Genomic DNA, 18680 nt, shown 5'->3' on the forward strand with positions numbered 1-18680 from the left:
ACCGAAGGCGCACCGCACCGGATCCGATTGCGCCGTATGTCCATAGAGGACTCAGCGGGCATCGGCCCCGGACGACCGGTGGCGCGCGAGCACTCGATCGGTCAAGCGCGCCGACGCCCCCGTGTAGCCCGCCGGGTCGCACAGGGCTCGCCAGTGGTCCGCGTCGCCGTGCTCCGGCAACCGCTCGGCCAGCACCTCCGGCAACCGGGCCGGGTCGTCGGCGGTCGCCCGCGTCGCCTCGGTGAGCAACCGCTTCGCGGCGGCCTTGCCCAGCAGCGGGGCCAGCACGGCGGTCAGGCGCTCCGAGACGATCGCGCCGCCGGTCAGCTCCAGGTTGGCCCGCATCCGGTCCGGGTGGGCGGTGAGGCCGCCGGTCAGGTCGGCCGCGTTGCGGGCCGCGCCGGCGGCCAGGCGCAGGCACTCCCGCAGCGGCTGCCACTCGGCGTGCCAGCCGCCAGCGGACCGCTCGTCGGGCACGACCATGGACTGGTGCAGCACCGACACCAGCGCGGGCACCTGCCGGGACGCGGTCAGGATCGCCGTGGCGTAGACCGGGTTGCGCTTCTGCGGCATCGCCGAGGACCCGCCGCGCCCCGGCGCGGACGGCTCGGTCAGCTCGCCGATCTCGGTGCGGGAGAGCACTTCCACGTCCGCCGCGAGCTTGCCCAGGGTGCCGGTGACCAGGGCGAGCAGACCGCCGGTCCGGGCGACCGGCGCGCGGGAGCCGTGCCACGGCACGAGCGGGGCGGCCAGCCCCAGCTCGGCGGCGAACGGCCCCACGAGGTCCAGCGCGTCGTCGGTGGCCTCCTGGTAGGCGGCCAGCGTGCCGGCCGCGCCGCCCAGCGAGACCGGCAGCTCGTGGTCCGCCAGCAGGTCCAGGCAGTCCAGCACGGCGTTGAGCCAGCCCGCCGCCTTGAGCCCGAACGTCATCGGCACGGCGTGCTGGGTCAGCGTGCGGCCGGCCATCAGCGTGTCGCGGTGCTCGGCCGCCAGCGCCGCCAGCGCGTCGGCGACGCGCGCCAGGTCCTGCCGGACCCGGTCGAGGACCGAGCGGCAGATGAGCATGGTGGCGGTGTCCAGGACGTCCTGGCTGGTGCTGCCCCGGTGCACGTGCTCGGCGGCCTCCGGGTCGCGCTCGGCGACGAACCCGGTCAGCGCCCCGACGAACGCCACGACCGGGTTGCCGCTGGCCCGGACCCCGGCCGCCAGGGCGGGCAGGTCGAACCGGTCCGGGTCGACGGCGGCGATCGCCTCGGCCACCCCCGGCGGCACCGCGCCCAGCCGCTCCTGGGCGCGGGCGAGGGCGGCCTCCACCGCGATCATCGCGGCCACCCACGCGCGGTCGTCCACGAGGGACTCCGCGCCGGTGTCCGCCCAGCCGGGTGAGAGCAGGCCGCTGTCGCCGATCATGGCACCGAGCGTGCCCCACCCGGCCGCCGAACGCACGCCGCGCCCGGTCAGCCGGCGTCCGCCTGGTGGTCGATGGCCCAGCCGTCGCCCGCCCGGACCAGCGTGTACCGGTGCCGTTCCACGAGGGTCGAGCCGTTCTTGTAGACGTAGGTCACGGTGGCCGTCACCCGGTCGCCGTCGACCTGGACGCCGTCGAGCAGGATGTCCTGCTTGTCGGACCAGAACTGCCGGTAGGTCGCGAGCGTCTGGTTGCGGTCCGCCTTGAACCGGTCGGTGAGGCGGGCGAAGCCGGCCTCGGTGTCCTCGGGCAGCAGGCCGTAGTAGGCGATCAGCGCCTGGTCCGGCCCGGCGGGCTGGGGCGGCGGCGTCGTGGTGGCCTGTTGCGCGGTGGTGGTCGTCGTCGGCTGCTGGGTGGTGGTCGTCGGCTGCTGGGTCGGCGGCGGCTGGACGGGCGGCGTCCCCCCGGTGGGCTGCCCGTCGGGCTGCCCGTCGGACGGGGCCGAGGTGGGCGTGCCGGAGCCGGTCCCCTGGGCGGCCGGGGACGGGTCGCCGTCGCCCCGGTTGAGCCACACCACCAGCGCGACGACCAGCAGCGCCGCCAGCACGCCCGTGGCGAGCAGGGCGGCCCGCTTGCGGTTCGGCTCGGGCTCGCCGTCGGGCGGGGCCGGTGGGGCGCCGGGGTGCGGCACGCGGGTCGGTGGGGCGTCGGCCGGCGCCGGGTGGGCCGTCGGGGAGGCGGAGGAGCCGGCCGGCAGCGGTGTCGTGGCGGCCGGTGTCGTGGCGGCCGGTGTCGTGGCGGCGGCCCGGTCCCCGGTCGGCGGCGGGGCTGCCGCGCCCCGGGCGGCGTGATCCTGGGCGGCGTGATCCTGGGCAGCTTGGCCCTGGGCAGCGGAGTCCTGCGCGGCAGGGGCTTGAGCGGCGGAATCCCCGGCAGCCGCGTCCTGGGCAGCGGAGTCCCGGGCAGCCACGTCCTGGGCAGCCACGTCCTGGGCAGCCGCGTCCTGAGCAGCCGCGTCCTGAGCAGCGACGTCCTGCGCGGTCGGGTCCGCGGCGGGCGGCGCGGTGTCCGCCGGGGGCTCCTCGGCGGGCGCGGGCGGGACCACGATGCGGGTCGCCGCGGCGGCGGGCAGGGCCGAGGCGAGCACCGTGGGCGGCTCGGCGGAGTCCTCGGCCAGCATCCGCACGGCCTCGGCCATGCTCGGCCGCGTGTCCGGGTCCGGGTCGAGCAGGCGCGTCAGCACCGGCTCCAGCGACCCCGCGTTCGCCGGTGGCGCGTACTTGCCCTCGGCCGCCCGGTGCAGCAGCACGATCGGGTTGCCGTCCAACCCGAACGGGGGCGTGCCCTCCACCGCGGCGTAGAGCGTCGCGCCGACGCCGAACACGTCGGCGGGGAAGCCCGGCTCGCCGCCCCGGGCGACCTCCGGCGCGAGGTAGGCGGGCGTGCCGACGAGCAGCCCGGACCCGGTGAGCGTGCCCTCGCCGGCGACCCGCGAGGTGCCGAAGTCGGTCACCTTCACCGTGCCGAACTCGGTGACCAGCACGTTGCCGGGCTTGACGTCCCGGTGCACGACGCCCGCGTCGTGCGCGGCGGCCAGGCCCGCCGTGAGCTGCCGGCCGATCCGGCGGGCCTCGTCGGGCGGCAGCGCGCCCCGGTCGGCCAGGATGCCCGCCAGGCTGCGCGACGGCAGGTACTCCATGACCAGCCACGGCCGGCCCTCGTCCTCGATCACGTCGTAGAGCGCGATGACGTTGGGGTGCTGGAGCCGGGCCGCGATCCGGCCCTCGCGCACCGCGCGCTTGGCGGAGTCGGCGTCGAACCCGTTGCGGGTCAGCAGCTCCTTGACCGCGACGATCCGCCGCAGCCGGGTGTCCTCGGCGCGCCAGACCACGCCCATGCCACCCTCGCCGATCCGGGCCGTCAACCGGTACCGGCCCGCGATGGTGCGCTCGTCCACCACTGCTCCCATTCCCCCAGCGCGCTCGTCGACTACCACCGAAACCCGATCAAGCGACCGCCGATCGTGTGTACCCGCTCACGATGCCGGCCAACCGCCGCGCGGGAGGCGAACGCCTCGCGGTGTGTCGCGCCCGCGGGCCCGGCCGAGCCGCCCGGAAACCGGTTCCCGAGAACGGCCCGCAGGTATTTCCACATTCCATGGTTAGCCTTACCTAAATGTGCCCGTGTTGCGACCGCGGAATACCGGTGGCAATCTTGGTGAACACCCGAACCTGCCGATCGAGGAGCGGTCATGACCACCACAGAAATGCCCGCCGTCAGCGAGTGCACCGTCGCGGGCTGTTCCTACAACCACGACGGCTGCCACGCCTTCGCGATCACGGTCAGCGGCGCCAACGGGGCCGCCGACTGCGGCACCTTCGTCCCCCTGGGCACCAAGGGCGGCCTGCCCAAGGTGGTGGCGCAGGTCGGCGCGTGCTCGCGCACCGACTGCGTCCACAACGCCAACCTGGAATGCACCGCCAGCGCCGTCCGGGTCGGCCCGGGGGTCGGCGACCACGACGCGAACTGCCTGACCTACACGCGCGGCTGATCCTTTCAGCGAATGCGGATCGCGGGGGCCCGACCGCCCTCGCGATTTCGTGCGCGTCGGTTGTTCACGGGCGGGCGGATTTCGCCGCCAGGTCGCGCGCCCGGCGGTGGTGCCGCTCGGCGTCGCCCGGTCGGCCCAGCGCGGCGGCGAGGTCGCCGAGGTAGCGGGCGACGGGGCCGAGGGTGAGCACCCCGCTGCCCGCGCCGGCCAGCTCGCCGGCCGCCGGCAGCAGCTCCCGGTACACCCGCCGCATGAGCGCGTGGTCGCCCAGGCCGATCGCGACGGTCGCCGTCAGGCACGTCCTGGCTTCGTGGAGCAGGTCGCGCGGCGACTCCCGGACCGCCGCGCGGGCCTGCTCGGGCCGGCCGGCGGCGAGCGAGCGCACCGCCCGCGCCCACGGCCGGTACGGGCCGAACTCCTCGTCCGCCCACGGCCACGGGTCGGGCAGCCGGCCGGCGCGGACGTCCAGGCACAGCAGGGCGAACGGCAGGATGCCCGCCTCCAGCCCGGTCATCCCCGTGCCGCCCAGCCGCGCGGCGGTGGTGCGGTAGGCGGCCCGCGCCTCGTCGTCGCGCCCGGCCACCGCCGAGCGCAGCGCGCCGTAGAAGCCGGTGAACACGCCGACCAGCGGCAGGTCGTGGCGCGCGGCGAGGCGGTCCGCCGTCGCGGCGTGCTCGTCGGCGGTGGCGAACTCGGCCTGCGCGGCGGCGGCCTGGACCAGCACGAGGTGGGCGAGCACCTCGAACACCACCAGGCGGTGCCCGGTGGCCACGGCCAGCAGGTCCCGCCCGATCACCGCCCGCAGGGGCGCGCGGCCGGCGCGGTCGAAGGACTGCATGAACCGGCCGTTGAGCGCGAACGCCAGCAGGGCCGGGTCGGCCAGCCGGCGCGCGATCGCCTCCGCCTCGCGCGCCGCCTCCCGCCCCCGCTCCCCCGCCGTGCCGCGCAGCTCCAGCGCCAGCGTGGCGAGCAGCCTGCCGCGCGTGGCCGGGACGTCGGGACCGAGCGCGGCCAGCGTGCGCTCGGTGACCTCGACCACGTGGCCGGACAGGGCCGGGTCGTCGTTGCCGGTCCAGATCGCGGGGACGTCGAACGACCCGATCACCGCCGCCGTCAGCGCGGGGTCGCCCAGCCGCTCGGCGGCGGTCAGCGCCTCGGCGCGGTGCCGGCGGGCGGCGGCCAGCTCGCCCGTGACGGCCAGCGCCCGCACCATGCCCGTGACGCAGGCGAGCCGGGCGCGCACGTCGTCCGAGCCCGAGCGGTCGTGCGCGCCGATCGCGTCGCGCCACAGCCTCGCGGCCTCGTGCGGGGCGAACCGCCGCTCGGCGCGTTCGGCCGCCGCGCGCGCGTAGCGGGCGGCGCGGGCCGCGGTGGCGCGGCTGCCCGCGCGGAGGTAGTGGTGCGCGAGCAGGTCCACGTCGTCGGGCCGGGTGCGCTCGACCTCCTCCGCGACGGCGGTGTGCCACCGCGACCGGCGTGACCGGGGCACGTCGGAGTACAGGGCGTCGAGCACCAGGTCGTGCGCGAACCGCACCTCGTCCGGGCCGCGCTCGGTCACGAAGCCCTTGAGCTGGGCGGACTCCACCGCGTCGAGCACGGCCTCCTCGTCGCCGGACAGCGCGATCAGCAGGTCCAGGTCGACGTCCCGGCCGAGGACCGAGGCTTGGCGCAGCACCAGCCGGGCGGGCTCGGGCAGGGTCGCGACCCGGCGGCGGATGACGTCCCGCACGCCCTCCGGCACGGCGGACAGCACCTCGGCGCCCTCGTCCTCCAGCAGCCGGGCCAGTTCCCGCGCGAAGAACGGGTTGCCGCCGCTGCGCCGGTGGATCACGCGGACGGTGTCGTCGTCGACCTCCCGGAAGGCGGTGTCCCGCACGAGCCGGGCGACGGCGGGGCCGTCCAGCCCGCCGAGGTGGACGCGGGTCGGCTCGGACCGGGCGAACCTGGCCAGCGCCTCGCCGAGGGCGGCGGTGGTGTCGGTGGGCCGGTAGGCGCCGACGACCAGGACCGGCGCGTCGACCGGGTCGGCGACCAGGGAGGCCAGCAGCGCCGGCGCCTCGTCGCCTGCCCAGTGCAGGTCGTCCACCACCAGCAGGACCGGCGCGTCGGCGGCCATCGCGGTCAGGTGGGCGGCGACGGCGGCGAGCCGCCGGGACCGCTCCGCGGCGGGGTCCTCGGTGGCGGCGGACGGGTCGACGGTGGACGGGCCGGCGGCGGGCGGGTCGGGCACTTCGGGGAGGAACCGGCCACCGCCGTGTTCCGGGTTGCGGCTGTGGAGCACGGTCCAGCCCCGGTCGGTCAGCCGCCGCGCCAGCACCTCCGCCAGCGCCGTCTTGCCCGCCCCGGCGTCGCCCGAGATCAGCGCCAGGCCCAGCCGGCCGCGCGCGACGACGTCCGCCGCCGCGGCCTCCAGCCGGGCCACCTCCGCCGCGCGCCCCACGAACGACCGGTCCACCACGACCGGCCCGGGCGCCCTCGCCGGCTCGCCCGCCAGGTGCGGCGCCTGGTCGAGGATGTCGGCCTCCAGCCGGCGCAGGTCCGGCCCGGGGTCGACGCCCAGGTCGTCCGCCAGGGTCCGCCGCGCCCGCCGCAGGGCGGTCAGCGCGTCCGCCTGCCGCCCCGACCGGTACAGCGCGAGGGCCAGCAGCCGCCAGCCGTCCTCCCGCCACGGCCGCCCGGCGACGTGGGCCGCCAGGTCGGCCGCCGCCTCCGCGGGCCGGCCCAGCGCGAGCACCGCCTCGGCCCGGCGCTCCGCGGCGAGCAGGCGCAGCTCGTCCAGCCGCGACGCCTCGCCCCGCGCCCAGTCCGCCTCGGCGAACTCCGAGTACGCCGGGCCCCGCCACAGCCCCAACGCGTCGTCCAGGGTGGACAGCGCGGCCTCCGCGCCGCCCGCCGCGAGCAGGTCGCGCGCCGCGTGCACGGCCGACTCGAACCGCACGGCGTCCACCCCGTCCCCGGCGTGCAGCGCGTAGCCCGGCGCGGCCGTCACCAGCAGCCGGGACGGCGTGCGGGGCGGCCGATCGGGTTCCAGGGCGCGGCGCAGGGTGAAGACGAAGCTCTGGACCGCGCCGACCGCGCCCTCCGGCGGCTCCGCCCACAGGTCGTCCACCAGCCACGACACCGGCACGACCCGCCCCCGGGCGACCAGCAGCCGGGCCAGCACGGCGCGGTGCCGGGGCCCCTTGAGGTCGACCGGCCCCCGGTCGCCGCCGGCTACCAGCGGACCGAGCACCCCGAAGACCACCGACACACCGCCAGCCTAACTCCCCTGGTCAGGCCGGGAAGCCGACGCTGATCGGCTGCTGATCGGGCGCGCGCAGGCTGGTCACCGAACCGACCGAGAGGAACCACCCGTGACCATCACCGGATTCGACCGCCGGCGCGTCACCGTCGCCGACGGCGTGCGGCTCACCGCGGCCGTCGGCGGCTCCGGCCCGCCGGTCGTGCTGCTGCACGGCTTCCCGCAGACGCACCTGATGTGGCGGCACGTGGCCGCCGACCTGGCGGCCGACCACACCGTGCTGTGCCCCGACCTGCGCGGCTACGGCGACAGCGACAAGCCCGTCGACGGGCCGTACGACAAGCGCACCATGGCGGCGGACGTGGTGGCCCTGGCGCGGGCGTTCGGCTTCGACCGCTTCGCCCTCGCGGGCCACGACCGGGGCGCGCTGGTCGCCGTCCGGGCGGGCCTGGACCACCCGGACGCGATCACCCACCTGGCGGCGCTGGACGTGCTGCCGACGCTGCCCATGTGGGAGGTGCTGAAGGGCCGTTCGGCGGCGGTGGGCTTCCACCTGTACCTGATGGCCCAGGCGCCCGACCTGCCCGAACGGCTCATCGCCGGCGCGCCCGACGCGTTCTTCGGCCACTTCCTGGACACCTGGGCCACCACCCCGGGCGCCATCCCGGCCGACGTGCGCGAGGCTTACCTCGCGGCGTCGCGGGCGGCCGTGCCGTCGATCGTGGCGGACTACCGGGCCTCCGCCACGGTCGACGTGGAGCACGACGAGGCCGACCGGCGCGCGGGCAACCGGCTGCGGATGCCGGTGGCGGTGGTGCAGCAGGACTGGGGCGCGGCGCTGGGCTTCGACGCCGAGGAGCTGTGGCGGCGGTGGGCGGACGACCTCGTGCACCGGACCGTGGCGTGCGGGCACTTCATGGCCGAGGAATCCCCGACCGACGTGGTGAAGGCGTTGCGGGACCTGCTGGCCCGGTAGCGCCCGCGGCGCCCGGTCGACCGGGCGCCGCGGGTTGCACCCGCGGCGGCGGGCCTGCGGAAGGGCCGGCCCCGCGGCCCGGGGCTTGCGAGCGGGACGGCCCGAGGCGCGGGTCCTGTGGGTGGGGCGGCCCGGGGTCCGCCGGTGGACCCCGGGCCGCCGCGCCCGGTCAGGCGACCGGCGCGGGCGCCTTCGGCCGGGTGGCCGCGGTGACCGGGCGGGCGTCGGGGGTGGTGCCCCGGAACCCGCGCAGCCGCAGGCTGTTGGTCACCACGAAGACCGACGACAGCGCCATCGCCGCGCCCGCGATCATCGGGTTCAGCAGCCCCGCCGCCGCGAGCGGCAGGGCGGCCACGTTGTAGGCGAACGCCCAGAACAGGTTGCCCCTGATCGTGGCCAGCGTCCGCCGCGACAGCCGGATCGCGTCCACCGCCGCCAGCAGGTCGCCCCGGACCAGCGTCAGGTCGCTCGCCTCGATCGCCGCGTCGGCGCCGGTGCCCACGGCCAGCCCGAGGTCCGCCCTGGCCAGCGCCGCCGCGTCGTTCACGCCGTCGCCCACCACGGCGACGACCCGGCCCTCGGCCTGCAGCCGCGCCACCACGGCGACCTTGTCCTCCGGCAGCACCTCGGCGATGACCTCGTCGATGCCGACCTCGGCCGCGACCGCCCGCGCGGCGGCCTCGTTGTCGCCGGTCAGCAGCACGGGGGTCAGGCCGAGGCCGCGCAGCCGCCGCACGGCCTCCGCCGAGGTCGGCTTCACCGCGTCGGCGACCACCAGGACCGCCCGCGCCGCGCCGTCCCACGCCACCAGCACGGCCGTGCGGCCCTGCTCCTCGGCGGCGCGCTTGGCCCGCGCCAGCTCCCCGTCCAGGTGCACGCCCCACTCGGCGAGCAGGCGCTCCCGGCCGACGACGACCGCGTGGCCGTCGACCACGCCCTGCACGCCCAGACCTTCCGCGTTCCGGAAGCCCTCCACCGGGGGCAGGTCGCCGACCCGGTCGGCCGCGCCCGCCGCGACGGCCTTCGCGATCGGGTGCTCGGAGGCGTTCTCCAGCGCGCCCGCCAGCCGCAGCACCTCGTGCTCGGGCGTGCCGGCCGCGGTGTGCACGGCGAGCAGGCTCATGCGGCCCGTGGTGACGGTGCCGGTCTTGTCCAGCACCACCGCGTCCACCCGGCGCGTCGACTCCAGCACCTCCGGCCCCTTGATCAGGACGCCCAGCTGCGCGCCGCGCCCGGTGCCCACCAGCAGCGCGGTCGGCGTGGCCAGGCCCAGCGCGCACGGGCAGGCGATGATCAGCACCGCCACGGCCGCCGTGAACGCCGCCGCGACCCCGCCGCCGGCGCCCAGCCAGAACGCGAGCGTCCCGACCGAGAGCGCGATGACGACCGGCACGAACACCGCCGACACCCGGTCGGCCAGCCGCTGCACGCGCGCCTTGCCGTTCTGCGCGTCCTCCACCAGCTTCGCCATCTGCGCGAGGCGGGTGTCCGCGCCGACCCGGACGGCCCGCACCACCAGCCGGCCGCCGGCGTTGACCGTCGCGCCGACCACGGCGTCACCCGGGCCGACCTCCACGGGCACCGACTCGCCGGTCAGCATGCTGACGTCGACCGCCGAACCGCCCTGCTCGACCACGCCGTCGGTGGCGACCTTCTCGCCCGGCCGCACGACGAACCGGTCGCCCACCGCCAGCTCGTCGGCCGGGATCCGCACCTCGCGGCCGTCCCGCAGCACCGCGACGTCCTTCGCGCCCAGGTCCAGCAGCGCCCGCAGCGCCGCGCCGGCCCGGCGCTTCGACCGCGCCTCGAAGTACCGGCCCGCCAGGATGAACGTGGTCACCCCGGCCGCGACCTCCAGGTAGATCGAGCCCGCGCCGTCCGTCGGCGCGATGGTCAGCTCGAACGGGTGCGTCATGCCCGGCTCGCCCGCCGTGCCGAACAGCAGCGCGTACAGCGACCAGGCGAAGGCCGCCAGCGTCCCCATCGAGACCAGCGTGTCCATGGTGGCCGCGCCGTGGCGCAGGTTGGTCCACGCCGCGCGGTGGAACGGCAGCGCGCCCCACACCAGCACCGGCGCCGCCAGGGTCAGCGAGATCCACTGCCAGTGGGTGAACTGCAGCGCCGGGACCATGGCCAGCAGGACCACCGGCGCGGACAGCGCCGCCGAGACGACCAGCCGCTGTCGCAGCGACCGCACGGGGTCGTCCGCCGCAGCGGGCGCCCGCTCCTCGGGGGCGGGCAGCGCCGCGCCGTACCCGGCCGCCTCCACCTGCTCGACCAGCGCCTTCGGGTCGAGGTCGGCGGGGAAGGAGACCTTCGCCTTCTCGGTGGCGTAGTTGACCGTCGCGGTCACGCCGTCGAGCTTGTTGAGCCTGCGCTCGATCCGGGCGGCGCACGAGGCGCACGTCATGCCGGTGATCGACAGCTCCAGGTCAGTGGACACGACCGGCCTCCACGGTGAACTCGGCGGTGCGCACCGCGCCCGCGCGCCGGAAGTCCAGGAACAACCGGTAGCGGCCGGCGGTGGGCGCCTCGACGACGAACGGGACGTCCGGCCCCGGCGCGGTCTTCCCGTCACCGGGCGCGCCCACGGGGTGCACGTGCAGGTAGGCGAGGTCGCCCTCGCGCAGGGCCACCAGGTGCCCGTAGGCGCCCAGGTGGGGTTGGAGGTCGGTGACCGGCCGCCCGTCCTCGGTCACGGTGAGCCGGACCGGGGAAGCCTCGCCCGGCACCAGTTCCCCGGTCAGCCGGACCCGGAGGCCGTCGACCTCGGCGACCCGCGACGGCGCGTGCCGGCGCGGTTCGTAGTGGCCCGCGACCGACACGTCCACGCCCAGCGCGGTGGCCTCGCCACCGGTCGGCCGGAAGTCGGCGAAGACCCGGTACGACCCGCCCTCGGTCAGGTCCAGCGGCGCGGACCACGTGCCGTCGGCGGCCATCTCCGGGTGCACGTGGCGGTAGTTCGCGGTGTCGCGGCGGACGACGACGAGGTGCATCCGCTGGTCGTGCTCGACCTCGAACGCGGTGACGGCGCGGCCGTCGCGGTCGAGGACGCGGAAGGTGAACGGTGTCCCCGCGGTCAGCGTCGAGTCGGTGGGCGCGAGGGTGAGACCGCCCCTGGACGACGCCAACCCGGCGGGCTGGTCCTGCTCGGCCCCCGCGACGGTGGCGCCGTGGTCGTCCCCGTGGCCGGCGTCCTCCGCGCCGCGCGTCCCGCCGTGACCGCGCTCGGCGGAGTCGGCGGGCAGGGGACCGACAGCGCTCCCGGCCGCCCAGGCCGCGCCGGCGACCAGGGCGAGCACCGCACCGTAGGCGGAGAGCTTCGCTGCTGTGTTCATGGTGATCCTCGGACCGGGGAGCCCGCCGCGCGGGCGGGCTCCGGGTGGGTGGTGCTCAGCCGGCGAGCGCGTAGCCCGCTTCCTCGACCGCCGCGCGCACGTCCGCCTCGGCGACCGGTTCGGTGCTGGTGACCTCGACCGCGCCGGTGGGCAGGTCGACGGACACGGCGCTGACGCCCGCGATCCGCGAGACCTCGTCGGTCACGGACGCCGCGCAGTGACCGCAGGTCATGCCGGTGACGGTGAAAGTGGACTCGAAAGTGGGTTCGGACATCGTGGTGCCTCCTCGTTCGTCGGGTCAGGACCGCACCAGGCGGGCGATCGCGTCGCTCGCCTCGCGCACCTTGTGCTCGGCGCCCTCGCCGCCCTGCGCCAGCGCCTCGGCGACGCAGTGCCGGAGGTGCGCGTCCAGCAGGCCGAGCGAGACCGCTTGGAGCGCCTTGGTCGCGGCTGCGATCTGGGTGAGGACGTCGATGCAGTACTCGTCGCCCTCCACCATCCGCTGAAGACCGCGGACCTGGCCCTCGACGCGGCGCAGCCGCGCCAGGTAGTCGTCCTTGCCGGTGCTGTAACCCCGCATGTCCCGCTCCTCCCTGCCACCGCATTTATACCCCCCTAGGGTATCTGGGGGTCAAGCCGACGAGACGCGCGTTACACCCCCAGGGGGTATGAAGCCGTGATCGGGCCGGAATCCCCGTCCACTCGGGACTTAAGACCCTGCGCAGCACCCCTCCGCCGGTGGCACCTTGGTGGAGGTCGCCGCCACCGCGGACTTCGCGGGACGGACGCGGGGTGGTCGGACCGGTACTCGGAGCGGGTGATTCGGGCGCCCGCTCCCGCCCGGCGACGCCGGGGACGGCGCCCTAAGCCACCCCGCGGGTCGCGCCCGGACGGACCACCCGGCTCCCGCCGGGTGGTCGTCCCGGGCCCACCGGCCGCGGACATCGGATCACGGGGCGCTTCGGCCGCATCGGCCGCTCGCCGCACCGCAGCCGCCCAGGGTGCCGCGGTTCCCCGGACACCGCAGCTCCCAGGGGCGCCGCGGTCGCCCGGGACACCGCAGCCCCCAGGGCACCGCGATCGCCCGGGGTGCCGCGGTGATCGTCCGGGATGCCACAGTGGGAGCCATGGCCTACGACGTCGACGCCCTCCGCGCCCGCTTCCCGTCCCTCGGCGCCACCGCCCACTTCGACTCCCCCGGCGGCTCGCAGGTGCCCGCCGCGGTCGCCGACGCCGTCCGGGACGCGCTGACCTCCTCGCTGGCCAACCGCGGCCGGGTCACCGCCGCCGAGCGCGCCGCCGACCACATCGTCACCGAGGCCCGCCGGGCCATGGCCGACCTGCTGGCCGCCGACCCGTCCGGCGTCGTGTTCGGCCGCAGCTCGACCCAGCTGACCTACGACTTCGCCCGCGCGCTGGCCAAGACCTGGCGGCCCGGCGACGAGGTGGTGGTCACCCGCCTGGACCACGACGCCAACGTGCGCCCGTGGGTGCAGGCCGCCGAGGCGGTGGGCGCGGTGGTGCGGTGGGCCGGGTTCGACCCCGCCACGGGCGAGCTGACGCCCGACGACGTGGCCGAGCAGCTGTCCGACCGCACCCGCCTGGTGGCGGTGACCGGCGCGTCCAACCTCATCGGCACCAGGCCCCCGGTGGCCGACATCGCCGCGCTCGCGCACCGCAGCGGCGCGCTGCTCTTCGTCGACGCGGTGCACCTGGCGGCGCACCACCCGGTGGACCTCGCCGCGCTCGGCGCGGACCTCCTGGTCTGCTCCCCGTACAAGTTCTTCGGGCCGCACTGCGGCGTGCTCGCGGGCCGCCCCGAGGTGCTGGCCGACCTGCGCCCGGACAAGCTGCTGCCGTCCGGCGACGCCGTGCCCGAGCGGTTCGAGCTGGGCACGCTGCCCTACGAGCTGCTGGCCGGCTGCACCGCGACGGTCGACTTCATCGCGGGCATCGCGCCGGTCGGGGCGGACCGGCGGGCGCGGGTCGTGTCGTCCCTGGAGGCCGTCGCCGAGCACGAGGACCGCCTCCGGGCGCGCGTCGAAGCGGGGCTCGCGGAGCTGCCGGGCGCCACCGTGTGGTCGCGGGCGGAGCTGCGCACGCCGACGCTGCTGGTGACCTTCGCCGACCGCGACCCGGCGGAGGCGTACCGGTTCCTGGCGACGCTCGACGTCAACGCGCCGGCCGGGTCGTTCTACGCCCTGGAGACCTCGCGGTGGCTCGGCCTCGGCGACGCGGGCGGGCTGCGCGTCGGCCTGGCCGCGTACTCGACCGACGCCGAGGTCGACCGGTTGTTGGACGGTCTCGGCCGGTTCCTGCGCTGAACAACCCCGGTCGAGGGAAACCGCTTGACCGATCGGGCGACATTCCGGGGACGCGCGTGACGGACGTTGCGTGCGCGCAACTATCATCGGCGGGGTGAGCGCAGACCAGAACACACCGTCGCCCCTGTGGACCTACATCGAGACCAACCTGGAGAACCGCGGCCTCACCACCGGAGACCTGGCCCGCGCCACGGGCGTGCACCGCAGCCGCTTCACCGACTGGCGACGCGGCAAGTCCATCAGCATCGAGACCGCGCGGGCCATCGCGACCCTCTTCCAGGTGAGCCCGCTGGAGGTGCTGGTCGCCGCCGAGCTGATCACGGCCGAGGAGGCGCAGCTGCGGCACACCCGGCCGGACCCGGCGGCGCTGAGCGACGAGGAGCTGGTCGCGGAGCTGCGGCGGCGGCTCAAGCGCAAGTAGGCCCGCGGGGCAGCCGGGCCCGCCCTCCGCGGGGGCGGGCCCGGCCACCGCCGGCGAGCGCGCCGGCGGCCGGCTCCGACGGGAGCGCCCCTACCTGCCCCCGGCCTCGGCGGCGCGCTTGAGCCGGGCCAGCGTGGCCTCGATGTTCAGCCGGTTCTGCCGGCCGCGGTCCCGCACTCCGGTGGTCAGCGCGCTCACCGGGCGGAACCAGGCGGGTCGGCGGTCCCAGGTGCTCTCGGTGACGCGGCAGCCGTCGGCCGCGGGCTCGATGTCGTACTGCCAGCGCGACACCGGCACGCCCAGCGAGCGCACCTCGAAGGCGAACCGGTCGGGCCCCGCGTCGGTCACGGTGGCGACGGTGGACCAGGAGCGCCCCCCGCGCCGGTTCGCCCCCTTGAACCGCGCGCCGACCCGCGGCCCGCCGGCGGGGTCCAGCCACCTGCCGCCCGTGTACTCCGCGGCCAGGCTCCCCATCCCCGCCAGGTCGCTGATCAGCCCGTACACCCGTTCAGCGGGTGCGGCCACGTCGATGCTGCCACTCGCGTCCGGTGCGTCCACCCCTCGCAATCTACTGATCGCGGTGACGCGGGGAACCCCGCGTTCCGGTTGACCGGCGCCGCAGGCGGTCGTATGTTCGTATGTAGAACTTCTGTTCGGGATGCGAACAAGTGAGGATGTCCAGTGGCGGAGATCGCAACGTTGGCGGACGCGGTCGGCGAGCTGGTGGCCGACGGCGACGTGGTGGCCCTCGAGGGCTTCACCCACCTCATACCGACGGCGGCCGGGCACGAGATCATCCGGCAGGGCCGGCGCGACCTGACCCTGGTGCGGATGACGCCCGACATCGTCTACGACCAGCTCATCGGCGCCGGCTGCGCGCGCAAGCTGGTGTTCTCGTGGGGCGGCAACCCCGGTGTCGGCTCGCTGCACCGGTTCCGGGACGCGGTGCAGAACTCCTGGCCCGCGCCGCTGGAGATCGAGGAGCACAGCCACGCCGGGATGGCCAACCGGTACGTCGCGGGCGCGTCCGGGCTGCCGTTCGCGGTGCTGCGCGGGTACGTCGGCACCGACCTGCCGTCCGTCACGGCCACGATCAAGCCGATCACCTGCCCGTTCACCGGCGAGCAGCTGACCGCCGTGCCGGCGCTGAACCCGGACGTCGCGATCGTCCACGCCCAGCGCGCCGACCGCGAGGGCAACGTCCAGCTGTGGGGCCTGCTCGGCGTGCAGAAGGAGGCCGTGCTCGCGGCGCGGCGCAGCCTCGTCACCGTCGAGGAGGTCGTCGACGAGCTGACCCCCGTCCCGGGGGCGGTCGTGCTGCCGACGTGGGCGGTCACGAAGGTCGCCGAGGTGCCCGGCGGGGCGCACCCCTCCTACGCGCAGGGGTACTCCGAGCGGGACAACGCCTACTACGCGGCCTGGGACCCGATCAGCAGGGACCGCGAGGAGTTCGCGAACTGGCTGCGCCAGATCCGGGAAGGGGTGCCGGCATGAGCCACACGGCCGACGAGATGATGGCAGTGGCCGCCGCCCGCGCGCTGTCGGGCCGGCAGCGGGTGTTCGTGGGCATCGGGCTGCCCTCCACCGCCGCCAACCTGGCCCGCCGCACCCACGCGCCGGACCTGGTGCTGGTCTACGAGTCGGGCACGCTCGGGTCCAAGCCCGACCGGCTGCCCGCCTCCATCGGCGACGGCATCCTGGCCGAGACCGCCGACGCGGTGATCAGCGTCCCCGAGGTGTTCAACTACTGGCTCCAGCCCGGCCGGATCGACGTGGGCTTCCTCGGCGCGGCCCAGCTCGACCGGTTCGGCAACATCAACACCACGGTCATCGGCGGCGACTACCACCACCCGAAGGTGCGGCTGCCCGGGGCGGGCGGCGCGCCGGAGATCGCCGCCTCCTGCCGCGAGGTGTACGTCGTGGTGCGCCAGACCCGCCGCAGCTTCGTGGACCGGGTCGACTTCGTCACCTCGTTCGGGCACGGCACCGGCAAGGGCGACCGCGAGCGGCTGGGGCTGCGCGGCGCGGGCCCGACGCTGGTGATCACCGACCTCGGCGTGTTCCGGCCCGACCCGGCGACGGCGGAGCTGGTGCTCACCGACCTGCACGAGGGCGTGGCGCTGGACGACGTGCGCGCGGCCACCGGCTGGGACCTGAAGACCTCGGCCGACCTGGGCCGCACTCCCCCACCCACCGCCGAGGAGCTGGCCGCGCTGCGGGCGCTCAAGGAGGCATCGAAGTGACCGACGTGTTCGTGCTCGACGGCGTGCGCACCCCGTTCGGCCGCTACGGCGGCGCGCTGTCCCGCGTACGGCCGGACGACCTCGCCGCGCACGTCGTGCGGGAGCTGACCGAGCGCTCGGGCCTGGACCCGGCGACGGTGGACGAGGTGGTCCTCGGCGACGCCAACCAGGCGGGCGAGGACAACCGCAACGTCGCGCGGATGGCGGCGCTGCTGGCGGGCTGGCCGACGTCCGTGCCGGGGACCACGGTGAACCGCCTGTGCGGGTCCGGGATGGACGCCGTCATGCAGGCGTCGCGCACCATCGCCGTCGGGGACGCCTCGCTGGTCCTCGCGGGCGGCGTCGAGTCGATGAGCCGCGCGCCGTGGGTGCTGCTCAAGCCCGGCAAGGGCTACCCGGCCGGGCACGAGACGCTGCACTCCACCACGCTCGGGTGGCGGATGACGAACCCGGCGATGCCGGCGGAGTGGACCGTGTCGCTGGGCGAGGCCACCGAGCAGCTCGCCGAGCGCTACGGCATCACCCGGGAGCAGCAGGACGAGTTCGCCCTGCGCAGCCACCAGCTCGCCGCGAAGGCTTGGGACAACGGCTTCTACGACAGCCACGTGACGGCGGTGCCGGGCGTGGACCTGGCGCGCGACGAGGGGATCCGCGCCGACACCAGCCCGGAGAAGCTCGCGGGCCTCAAGCCGGCGTTCCGCCCGCAGGGGACCGTCACCGCGGGCAACGCCTCGCCGCTCAACGACGGGGCCTCCGCCCTGCTGCTGGGCGACCGGGCGGCAGCCGACCGCCTCGGCGCCACCCCGCTGGCGCGGATCGCCGGCCGGGGCGCGGCGGGCGTCGACCCGCAGGTGTTCGGCATCGGCCCGGTGCAGGCCGCCGAGACCGCGCTGCGGCGGGCCGGCATCGGGTGGTCGGACCTGGCGGCGGTGGAGCTGAACGAGGCGTTCGCCGCGCAGTCCCTGGCGTGCCTGGCCGACTGGCCCGACCTGGACCCGGAGATCGTCAACGTCAACGGCGGCGCGATCGCCCTCGGCCACCCGCTCGGCGCGTCCGGCGGCCGGGTGGTCCTCCAGCTGGCGCACGAGCTGCGGCGGCGTGGCGGCGGCTGGGGGCTGGCGGCGCTGTGCATCGGCGTCGGCCAGGGCTTGGCCGTGGTCCTGGAAGCCTGAGGTCGGGGAAGTCGCGGCGCGGCCCAGCCGGACCGGACCGGGCCACGCCGGCCGGACTGGACCACACCGGACCGCACCGGGCTGGACCACGCTGCCGCAGACGGTCCCGGGCGGCCATCGCGGGGTGGCGGCACGACCGCCGTAGCCGCCACTACTGCCGGATAGGGTGGGCGACACCATGGTGGAGCAGGACGAGTCGAACGGGCGCGGCGCGCACTACGTGCAGTCGTTGGAGCGCGGCCTGGCGGTGATCCGCGCGTTCACCGCCGCCACGCCCGCGTTGACGCTGACGGACGTGGCCAAGTCCACCGGGCTCACGCGGGCGGCTGCGCGGCGGTTCCTGCTCACCTTGGCGGACCTGGGTTACGTGCGCACGGACGGCAAGCACTTCTCGCTGACCGCCCGGGTGCTGGAACTCGGTTACGCGTTCCTGTCCGGCACGTCCCTGCCCGATGTCGCCCAGCCGCACCTGGAACGGCTGTCCGGCGCGGTCCGCGAGTCGACCTCCGCTTCGGTGCTCGACGGCCCGGACGTGGTGTACGTGGCCCGGTTCGCGGTGTCGCGGATCATGGCTGTGTCGATCACCGTCGGCACGCGGTTCCCGGCCTACGCGACGTCCATGGGCCACGTGCTGCTCGCGGGCCTGCCGGCCGCCGAGCTGGACGGGTACCTGGACGGCGTGCGGCTGGAGCCGTTGACCCCGCACACCATCACGTCGCCGGAACGGCTGCGCGCCGAGCTGGACGGGGTCCGCGCCCAGGGCTGGGCGGTCGTGGACCAGGAGCTGGAGGAAGGTCTGCGCTCGGTAGCCGCTCCCGTCCGGGACCGCTCGGGGCGGGTGGTGGCCGCCGTCAACGTCTCCACGCACGCCAGCCGCACACCGCTGGACCGGATCGAGCGCGAGATCCTGCCGCCGCTGCTGGCCGCCTGCGACGGGATCGAGAAGGACCTGGCCGCCGACCCTCGCCCGAACGCCGGCCGGCTCCGATAACGCCCCGCACCCCTA

General features: G+C 76.2%; 16 protein-coding genes. 8 read left to right on the plus strand and 8 right to left on the minus strand.

What is annotated here, in order from left to right:
* Positions 1 to 51 precede the first annotated feature (51 nt).
* Positions 52 to 1410: a 3-carboxy-cis,cis-muconate cycloisomerase gene (pcaB, locus tag JOE68_RS04270; RefSeq protein WP_204841040.1), complete on the minus strand. Its 1359-nt coding sequence runs from the start codon at positions 1408 to 1410 to the stop codon at positions 52 to 54.
* 47 nt (positions 1411 to 1457) lie between these two features.
* Entirely contained in the window at positions 1458 to 3377 is a 1920-nt protein-coding gene (locus tag JOE68_RS04275) for a serine/threonine-protein kinase (protein WP_204841041.1), read from the minus strand.
* A gap of 282 nt (positions 3378 to 3659) precedes the next feature.
* On the opposite strand from JOE68_RS04275, the gene JOE68_RS04280 reads away from it, so the two are divergent.
* Positions 3660 to 3959 (plus strand): DUF1540 domain-containing protein, encoded by a 300-nt coding sequence (locus JOE68_RS04280; protein WP_204841042.1) that lies wholly within the window; start codon positions 3660 to 3662, stop codon positions 3957 to 3959.
* Positions 3960 to 4023: 64 nt separating this feature from the next.
* On the opposite strand, the gene JOE68_RS04285 is transcribed toward JOE68_RS04280, so the two are convergent.
* Complete coding sequence (locus JOE68_RS04285; protein WP_307819515.1) at positions 4024 to 7209, minus strand: ATP-binding protein; 3186 nt, start codon at positions 7207 to 7209, stop codon at positions 4024 to 4026.
* Positions 7210 to 7312: 103 nt separating this feature from the next.
* On the opposite strand from JOE68_RS04285, the gene JOE68_RS04290 reads away from it, so the two are divergent.
* Complete coding sequence (locus tag JOE68_RS04290; RefSeq protein WP_204841043.1) at positions 7313 to 8176, plus strand: alpha/beta fold hydrolase; 864 nt, start codon at positions 7313 to 7315, stop codon at positions 8174 to 8176.
* A gap of 169 nt (positions 8177 to 8345) precedes the next feature.
* Here the strand turns inward: JOE68_RS04290 and JOE68_RS04295 are convergent, their stop codons facing one another.
* The 4 genes from JOE68_RS04295 to JOE68_RS04310 are packed head-to-tail and all read right to left on the minus strand — an operon-like array spanning position 8346 to position 12094.
* Positions 8346 to 10586, minus strand: coding sequence for a heavy metal translocating P-type ATPase (locus JOE68_RS04295; RefSeq protein ID WP_204845912.1), 2241 nt, complete (start codon positions 10584 to 10586; stop codon positions 8346 to 8348).
* Positions 10587 to 10608: 22 nt separating this feature from the next.
* Positions 10609 to 11514, minus strand: a complete 906-nt coding sequence (locus JOE68_RS04300) for a DUF8832 domain-containing protein (RefSeq protein WP_204841044.1) — start codon at positions 11512 to 11514, stop codon at positions 10609 to 10611.
* A gap of 55 nt (positions 11515 to 11569) precedes the next feature.
* On the minus strand, positions 11570 to 11788 hold the full coding sequence (locus JOE68_RS04305) for a heavy-metal-associated domain-containing protein (protein WP_204841045.1): 219 nt from the start codon (positions 11786 to 11788) through the stop codon (positions 11570 to 11572).
* 24 nt (positions 11789 to 11812) lie between these two features.
* Positions 11813 to 12094: a metal-sensitive transcriptional regulator gene (locus JOE68_RS04310; protein ID WP_204841046.1), complete on the minus strand. Its 282-nt coding sequence runs from the start codon at positions 12092 to 12094 to the stop codon at positions 11813 to 11815.
* Positions 12095 to 12641: 547 nt separating this feature from the next.
* Between JOE68_RS04310 and JOE68_RS04315 the strand changes: the two genes are divergently transcribed.
* Together JOE68_RS04315 and JOE68_RS04320 are read left to right on the plus strand one after the other, a co-directional pair.
* On the plus strand, positions 12642 to 13838 hold the full coding sequence (locus JOE68_RS04315; protein ID WP_204841047.1) for a cysteine desulfurase-like protein: 1197 nt from the start codon (positions 12642 to 12644) through the stop codon (positions 13836 to 13838).
* A 94-nt stretch (positions 13839 to 13932) separates the two neighbouring features.
* Complete coding sequence (locus JOE68_RS04320; protein WP_307819517.1) at positions 13933 to 14259, plus strand: helix-turn-helix domain-containing protein; 327 nt, start codon at positions 13933 to 13935, stop codon at positions 14257 to 14259.
* 90 nt (positions 14260 to 14349) lie between these two features.
* On the opposite strand, the gene JOE68_RS04325 is transcribed toward JOE68_RS04320, so the two are convergent.
* Entirely contained in the window at positions 14350 to 14817 is a 468-nt protein-coding gene (locus JOE68_RS04325; RefSeq protein WP_204841048.1) for an SRPBCC family protein, read from the minus strand.
* Between the two features lie 123 nt (positions 14818 to 14940).
* Between JOE68_RS04325 and JOE68_RS04330 the strand changes: the two genes are divergently transcribed.
* The 4 genes from JOE68_RS04330 to JOE68_RS04345 all read left to right on the plus strand — a co-directional run bounded on the left by JOE68_RS04330 (position 14941) and on the right by JOE68_RS04345 (position 18665).
* Positions 14941 to 15753 (plus strand): CoA transferase subunit A, encoded by an 813-nt coding sequence (locus JOE68_RS04330; RefSeq protein ID WP_204841049.1) that lies wholly within the window; start codon positions 14941 to 14943, stop codon positions 15751 to 15753.
* Positions 15750 to 16502: a CoA-transferase subunit beta gene (locus tag JOE68_RS04335; protein WP_204841050.1), complete on the plus strand. Its 753-nt coding sequence runs from the start codon at positions 15750 to 15752 to the stop codon at positions 16500 to 16502. The genes JOE68_RS04330 and JOE68_RS04335 overlap by 4 nt, the downstream gene beginning before the upstream one ends.
* The gene (locus JOE68_RS04340) at positions 16499 to 17674 is read left to right on the plus strand and encodes a thiolase family protein (RefSeq protein ID WP_204841051.1); all 1176 of its coding nucleotides are present in this window, start codon (positions 16499 to 16501) and stop codon (positions 17672 to 17674) included. The genes JOE68_RS04335 and JOE68_RS04340 overlap by 4 nt, the downstream gene beginning before the upstream one ends.
* Before the next feature lie 178 nt (positions 17675 to 17852).
* Entirely contained in the window at positions 17853 to 18665 is an 813-nt protein-coding gene (locus tag JOE68_RS04345; protein ID WP_204845914.1) for an IclR family transcriptional regulator domain-containing protein, read from the plus strand.
* Positions 18666 to 18680 lie beyond the last annotated feature (15 nt).

Source organism: Saccharothrix algeriensis, from assembly GCF_016907655.1.
Taxonomy (GTDB): Bacteria; Actinomycetota; Actinomycetes; order Mycobacteriales; family Pseudonocardiaceae; genus Actinosynnema; species Actinosynnema algeriense.